The following is a 7,412-nucleotide window of genomic DNA, read 5'->3' on the forward strand; positions in this document are numbered from 1 at the left end:
TGCGAAAAAATGAACGAGGAAGCGATCGCTTATTTAGCGACCGCTTGCAATGCGAATGATTCGTTTACCGCGGCTTTTTTTCGTTTCGCCACCGCTTCAAAGGCGGCCATCATCGCCTCGTCTTGAGAAAGCCCGGATTGTTCCATCGCTTTGATCGTTTCGATCATCAATTTATAGTTTCTCGGAATGACTTTCACAAATTTTCCGATGTACTCATCCCAGTGCGCCAATATGTGAGCAGCTTTTCCGCTTCCAGTATATTGATAATGTCTTTCAATCATGCGACGCACTTCGTTGATCTCTTCTTCGTTTTCAAGACGTTCAAACAGCACTAATTCTTTATTTGCTGTTCTTTGCCATTTGCCTTCATCATCAGACAATACATAGGCGATTCCTCCGGACATTCCTGCCGCGAAGTTTTTCCCGACGGAACCGAGAATCACGACACGCCCACCTGTCATATACTCACAACCGTGGTCGCCGACGCCTTCTACTACCGCATTCACGCCGCTGTTTCTTACGCAGAACCGTTCGCCGGCGCGCCCGCGGATATATGCTTCTCCGCCGGTTGCTCCATAGAAAGCGACATTGCCGATAATGACGTTATCCGCAGAAGCGAACGCCGCTTCTTCTGGTGGACGGACAATCACTTTTCCGCCGGAAAGCCCTTTGCCGATATAATCGTTCGCGTCGCCGACAAGCGTCATCGTCATTCCTTTTGGCACAAAAGCGGCAAAGCTTTGTCCAGCGGAACCTGTGAAATGGAGGCGAATCGTGTCTTCCGGAAGCCCTTCTTCACCGTATCGTTTCGATATTTCGCTTCCCGTAATCGTTCCGACGGCGCGATGAACGTTTCGAATCGGAAGATGAAGTTCAACTTTTTCTTTCCGCTCTAACGCAGGCGCCACCGCCGGCAAGATTTCAGTGTAATCCAGCGTTTGTTCGATTTTATGCTGCTGCGGACGAGCAAACGTCCGTGGGCCATCCACTTGGTAAAGCAAACGCGATAAATCCAAATGTTTCGCTTTCCAATGTTTTTTCGCGCGCTCGCTCACTTTTAAGACGTCGACCCTTCCGACCATTTCGTCTACCGTGCGGAAGCCGAGACGCGCCATAATTTCACGCACTTCTTGGGCGACAAAATACATAAAGTTGATCACGTGCTCCGGTTTTCCCATAAACTTTTTGCGCAGTTCTGGATTTTGCGTCGCCACGCCAACCGGGCATGTATCAAGATGGCACGCCCGCATCATCACACAGCCTAAAACGACAAGCGGGGCTGTCGCGAACCCGAATTCTTCAGCACCAAACAATGCGGCCATCACGACATCGCGTCCAGTCATTAATTTTCCATCCGTTTCAAGCACAACGCGGTCACGCAAGCCGTTTAACATTAACGTTTGGTGCGTCTCCGCAAGGCCAAGCTCCCACGGAAGACCGGCATGCTTAATGCTCGTTTTTGGCGACGCTCCTGTTCCGCCTTCATAGCCGCTGATAACAATAACATCGGCGTTTCCTTTCGCGACTCCAGCAGCGATCGTACCGACGCCTGCTTTTGAAACGAGCTTCACGCTGATGCGCGCGTCTCTATTGGCGTTTTTCAAATCGTAAATAAGTTGCGCCAAGTCTTCAATCGAATAAATATCATGGTGCGGAGGAGGTGAAATCAATTCCACCCCAGGCGTAGATCCGCGCACTTTTCCAATCCACGGATATACTTTATTGGCAGGCAGCTGTCCGCCTTCGCCTGGTTTTGCCCCTTGCGCCATTTTGATTTGCAATTCATCAGCGTTGACTAAATAATGGCTTTTTACGCCAAAGCGGCCGGAAGCGATCTGCTTAATCGCGCTTCTGCGCAAATCTCCGTTTTCATCCGGCACGTAACGGCTCGGGTCTTCTCCTCCCTCGCCGCTGTTGCTTTTTCCGCCGATGCGGTTCATCGCAATCGCCAATGCTTCATGCGCTTCTTTGCTCAATGAACCGTAGGACATCGCTCCTGTTTTAAAGCGGCGCACGATCGATTCAACCGGCTCGACTTCCTCAATCGGAACCGGAGTTCTCGTCTCATCAAAATCAAACAAATTTCGCAAAAACGTCATACGTTCTTCATTTGCTAGTTTTGAATATTCTTTATAAAGCTGGTAATCGTTTTTCCGGCACGCCCATTGAAGCAAATGGATCGTTTTCGGATTGAACGCGTGATGCTCTCCGTTCCGTCTCCATTGCAGCTCGCTGCCAGGGTCTAATGTATTGTCTTTGTACGCCGTTTGGAATGCGGCTGTATGGCGCATTTTCGCTTCTTTGGCAATTTCGGCTAAACCGATGCCGCCGATTTGCGATGCTGTGCCTGTGAAATATTGTTCGATCACTTCCTCACCGATGCCGACCGCCTCGAAAATTTGCGCGCCGCGGTAGCTTTGCACCGTGGAAATTCCCATTTTCGACATCACTTTGACGACGCCATCGGTAACGACCTTTTTATATTTGTTCACCGCTTCGCGATAGGAAAGCGAAAGAACTCCGTTTTCCGTCGCATTGCGAATCGTTTCGAGCGCTAAGTACGGATTTACCGCATCTGCGCCGTATCCGATTAAAGCGGCAAAATGATGCACTTCCCGTGCTTCGCCGCATTCGACAATGATGCTTACGTTTGTGCGCGTTCCTTTTCGAACAAGATGTTGATGAAGCGCGCTTGTAGCAAGCAGCGTCGGAATGGCGATATGCTGTTCGTCGACACCTCGGTCAGACAGCACAAGAAGCACCGCGCCGTTTTCCATCGCCTTTTCCGCTTTTTCAAACATTTCGTCAAGCGCTTGTTTCAAATCGTCGGTAAATAATGTCGGAATCGTCGCACATTTAAACTCAGGATACGGGTTCGTCTTTAACGCAGCAAGTTCTTCATTGGAAAGAATCGGCGTATCTAAGCGAATACGGCGGGCTGCCGATGCATCCGGATGAAGAATGTTTCCTTCTTTTCCAAGAAGCGTCATCGTCGATGTCACAACATATTCGCGAATCGCGTCAATCGGCGGGTTAGTAACTTGGGCAAACAGCTGTTTAAAATAGTTAAACAAGCTTTGCGGGCGGTCTGACAGCACCGCGAGCGGCGCGTCATTGCCCATCGCACCAGTCGGATCTTTCCCTTCCTTCACCATCGCGACGATCGTTTTTTCCACATCTTCATACGTATAGCCGAACGCTTTTTGCAATGTGACGAGATTTTCGATAGGTTCCGTATCTTCTGGAATATCGAGCTCGTCTAGCGTCATCATTTGTTCGTTCAACCATTTGCGATACGGCTTTTCTTTGGCGATTTCTTGTTTAATTTCCTCATCGGAAATGATCCGGCCTTGTTCTAAGTCGACTAAAAGCATTTTCCCCGGGCTTAGCCGTTCCTTATATAGCACGTTGTTCGGATCGACATCAATGACGCCGACTTCCGACGAGAAAATAATATAATCGTCTTTTGTCACATAATAGCGCGCCGGCCGCAACCCGTTGCGGTCCAAAATCGCACCGATCTGTTTCCCGTCCGTAAACGAAATCGCTGTCGGTCCGTCCCAAGGCTCCATTAAGCAACTGTGGTATTCGTAAAACGCTTTTTTGTCGTCGTCCATTTCGTTGTCCCAGAACCACGGTTCCGGAATGAGCATCATCGCCGCATGCGCCAATTTTTTCCCAGCTAAGACGAAAAATTCAAACGCATTATCTAAAATGGACGAGTCACTGCCGTTCATATCTAAAATCGGCGTAATTTTTTTCAAGTCCTCACCGAAAAGTTCGGATACGAACTGCTTCTCCCGCGCCATCATCCAGTTAACGTTTCCTCTTAGCGTGTTGATTTCACCGTTGTGAATTAAATAACGGTTCGGATGCGCTCTTTCCCAACTTGGGAACGTGTTTGTGCTGAAGCGCGAATGCACGAGAGCAAACGCCGATTGAAACCGTTCGTCCTGCAAATCAACGTAAAATTCATCCAATTGTTCAGGCGTAAGCAATCCTTTATATACAATCGTCCGGCTCGAGAGGCTGGCGAAGTAACATTCATTATTTTGGACAAGCTTTTCCGCTTGCTTGCGAATGACATACAATTTCCGTTCAAATGCAAGTTCGTCTTGAATATCGTCGCTTGCTCCAATAAACACTTGGCGGATAAACGGTTTGCTTTGCTTTGCGAGTTTTCCGAGTTTTTCGATATTTACAGGCACAGTACGCCATCCTAACAGCGTCTGCCCCTCTTTTTCAACAATTTTATTAAACTCTGTTTCATAATACGTCCGTCTTTCCTCATCTTCCGGCAAAAAGACCATGCCGACGCCGTAGCGTCCTTTTGGCGGAAGCTTCATTTTTCCGCACGCCACTTTAAAATATTCGTGCGGAATTTGCACCATTATTCCTGCGCCATCGCCCGTTTGCGGATCACTTCCTTGTCCGCCGCGATGTTCAAGCTGGCGAAGCATATGAAGACCTTTTTTTATAATATCGTGGGACGGCTTTCCTTTTAAATGAGCATAAAAGCCGATGCCACACGCGTCATGCTCAAATTCAGGGCGGTAAAGTCCTTGCGCTTTTGGTAGTCCATAATGTTTCATTTTGCTTCCCTCCCGTTCCATTTGCTCCGTACATATAATTGTAATTTTCAAAAATAATATAAACAATATATAATTTAGATTAAATTAATCTCATTTTGCGATAAATAGCAGGGAGGGGGAAAAATGGAGCTAAGACAACTCCAATATTTTTTAGAAGTCGCCAAACGGGAGCATGTTTCCGAGGCGGCGGAAGCTCTTCACGTCGCGCAATCTGCCATTAGCAGACAAATCGCTAATTTAGAAGCAGAACTTGGCGTGCAGCTGTTTGAGCGGGAGGGGAGAAATGTGAAACTGACCCCGATTGGCCGCCACTTTTTGCCGCATGTCGAGACAGCGCTAAAAGCAATCGACTACGCCAAACAGCAAATTGAGGAATATTTAGACCCGGAACGCGGAACGATCAAAATCGGCTTTCCGACGAGCCTCGCAAGCCATACGATGCCGATGGTCATCTCCGCCTTTAAAGAAGAGCACCCAAACGTGGCGTTTCATCTGCGGCAAGGCTCCTACCGCTACTTAATCGACGCCGTGAAAAACCGGGAAATCGACTTGGCGTTTCTCGGGCCTGTTCCCGTCGGAGAAACAGGGATTAAGGGAGAGGTTTTATTTTCCGAATCGTTCGCCGCCCTTCTGCCAAGCAATCATCCGCTTGCCAAACGAAGCAGTTTAGTATTAAACGAACTGCGCAACGATCCGTTCGTCACGTTTCCTGAAGGGTACATTTTGCATCAAATTGTCCTTGACGCGTGCCATCAAGCCGGATTTTCCCCTGTCATCTCGTCAGAAGGAGAAGATTTGGACGCGATCAAAGGGCTTGTCTCGGCAGGAATCGGCGTCACTCTTCTTCCAGAAAGCGCCTTTTATGAAACGGTGTTGCGCTTTGCCGTCAAAGTGCCGATTGAAATGCCGCAAGTGAAGCGAAACGTCGGCATTATCATCTCCGACCATCACGAACTGGCGCCGTCGGTCAAAGTATTTTATCGATTTGTGAAAGACTTTTTCGCCCAGTTGGAGCGGTTTCAGTAAAAAAAGACGGTGCCCGGACGGAAAGGGGTACCGTCGTCATTTTATTTTTTCTCCTTTTCCGGTTAATATTTTCAATTCATCATTTTCATAACCAATCTCATAATTCAGTTTATATTTTGCATAAGAAATTCCGTCGTTTTTCCTTTCCTCTGCCGTAATCACAGCGGTGACAGATACTGTATCGCCTTGTTGTTTTGCATTCATATCATCAACAGCAACAGATAATGTATCTAAATAACCGTTTCTAAAAAATAAACCCAGAAATCATAATGATTTCTGAGCACCAATGCTTTGCAAAATCCCCACTTTGATATCAGCTGCTTTGAGGTTTTCGAGTTCTTCAAAAGTCGGCCACTTTTCCCATATTTATAATAGCCGCAATATCTTGCGTCTAGCGCTCCACCTTCACCATCTGTTTCGCCTGTTCGCACGCGCGGACGACTTCATCGAGCGATTTGCCCAATCCCGCTTCCACGGCGGCGATATACGCTCCTTCCACCAACGGAGCATCAGCAATGGCGATGCGGTCCGTTTTCTCTAGCATCTCGATCGCCAATTCCGCGTTCATCAAAGCGCTTCCAAGGTCGAACAGAATAACAACCCCTTTTTCCGAATAAACGGATTCTATCGCTTCTTTGATGCGGAAAGTGTTCGTCCCGATCTCTCCGTCGTTTCCCCCGGCAACGGCGATGCTGACATCGGGCTGGACTTGATTTAATAGTTTTTTTAAACCGTTTACGATTTCCTCACTGTGCGAAATTAATACAAGGCTGACATACTTCATGAATCGATCTCTCCTTTATCCTTCCAGCGCTTCCGCTAAAGCGGCAAACAACAAATACGAAGAAGCCGAACCCGGATCGATGTGGCCAACCGAACGTGATCCCAAATAAGCGGCACGCCCTTTTTTCGCCTCGAGTTCTTTTGTATGTTCCATTTTTTCTTTCGCAAGCAGCGCTGCTTCTTTCGCTTGCATGCTTCCTTTTTCCCGCAAAAATTCCATGACCGGTTCCCATACGTCCACCATCGTTTTCTCGCCGACGTTTGCTTTTCCGCGCGCTTTGATTCCATCTAGCGCCGCTTCTAACGCTGCGACCATCTCTTTGTCATCCGCTTCCTTTTTTCCCGCGAGCGCTAGCGACATTTTCAAAAAAGCAGTACCGTATAGCGGCCCTGAAGCACCCCCTACTTTCGCGATTAGCGTCATGCTTACGTCTTTAAAAAGCGAGCCGAGATCTTCGTAATTGGCCGAAGCAATTTTTTCAACTACTTCTTGAAATCCCCGCGCCATATTTAGCCCATGGTCGCCGTCGCCGATCGCTTGATCGAGCTCCGTTAAATGTTCTTTTTGTTGTTGAATGTTATCGTTTATGATGCTCATCCATCGTTTTGCCTGTTCTACGCCAAACGCCATGATAATTTCTCCTCTCCCTTTTATTTTTTCAACGCGATCGTATCCGCAGGCGCATCTAACAATTCGATCAAGGAATCATCCAATTTGAACAGCGATATTGAACATCCCGCCATTTCCAGTGAGGTCATATATTCCCCTATAAATGTTTCATGGACATGAATTTGTTTTTCCTTCAACATTTCTGATACTTTTTTATTTACAATACCCGTGGTGCTAGTTGAGCGTTAGAACTCAACTAGCCCTAGTGTGACCAGCGAATAGGCTAACAATATGCCGTCGAGCGCTACTTCAAATCCGATCATGGAATTCGCTCGAATCTCTGTGATCCGGTATTGGTCAACCAGAACCGAGAACACCGTCTCGATCACTTTGCGTTTTTG

General features: G+C 47.7%; 5 protein-coding genes and 2 pseudogenes. 1 reads left to right on the forward strand and 6 read right to left on the reverse strand.

The annotated features are described in order from the left end of the window. Positions 1-29 precede the first annotated feature (29 nt). A complete protein-coding gene (gltB, locus tag BM278_RS13910; RefSeq protein ID WP_090950797.1) occupies positions 30-4,592 on the reverse strand; it encodes a glutamate synthase large subunit in 4,563 nt (1,520 codons plus the stop codon). 123 nt (positions 4,593-4,715) lie between these two features. On the opposite strand from gltB, the gene gltC reads away from it, so the two are divergent. Then, positions 4,716-5,618: a glutamate biosynthesis transcriptional regulator GltC gene (gene gltC, locus BM278_RS13915; protein ID WP_090950799.1), complete on the forward strand. Its 903-nt coding sequence runs from the start codon at positions 4,716-4,718 to the stop codon at positions 5,616-5,618. A 36-nt stretch (positions 5,619-5,654) separates the two neighbouring features. Here gltC and BM278_RS18825 read toward each other — a convergent pair whose 3' ends face one another. From BM278_RS18825 to BM278_RS18395, 5 genes and pseudogenes are all read right to left on the reverse strand, one after another. Further along, a complete protein-coding gene (locus tag BM278_RS18825; protein ID WP_167359640.1) occupies positions 5,655-5,822 on the reverse strand; it encodes a hypothetical protein in 168 nt (55 codons plus the stop codon). A gap of 187 nt (positions 5,823-6,009) precedes the next feature. Next, the gene (dhaM, locus tag BM278_RS13920) at positions 6,010-6,402 is read right to left on the reverse strand and encodes a dihydroxyacetone kinase phosphoryl donor subunit DhaM (protein ID WP_090950802.1); all 393 of its coding nucleotides are present in this window, start codon (positions 6,400-6,402) and stop codon (positions 6,010-6,012) included. Between the two features lie 15 nt (positions 6,403-6,417). Continuing rightward, positions 6,418-7,032 carry a dihydroxyacetone kinase subunit DhaL gene (gene dhaL / locus BM278_RS13925; protein ID WP_090950804.1) on the reverse strand — a complete coding sequence of 205 codons (615 nt, stop codon included), beginning with the start codon at positions 7,030-7,032 and terminating at the stop codon, positions 6,418-6,420. Positions 7,033-7,052: 20 nt separating this feature from the next. Then, positions 7,053-7,235 (reverse strand): annotated as a pseudogene (locus BM278_RS13930) (dihydroxyacetone kinase subunit DhaK); the annotation flags it as partial. A 21-nt stretch (positions 7,236-7,256) separates the two neighbouring features. Then, positions 7,257-7,412, reverse strand: a pseudogene (locus BM278_RS18395) (IS982 family transposase); the annotation flags it as partial.

The organism is Parageobacillus thermantarcticus, from assembly GCF_900111865.1.
Lineage (GTDB): Bacteria > Bacillota > Bacilli > Bacillales > Anoxybacillaceae > Parageobacillus > Parageobacillus thermantarcticus.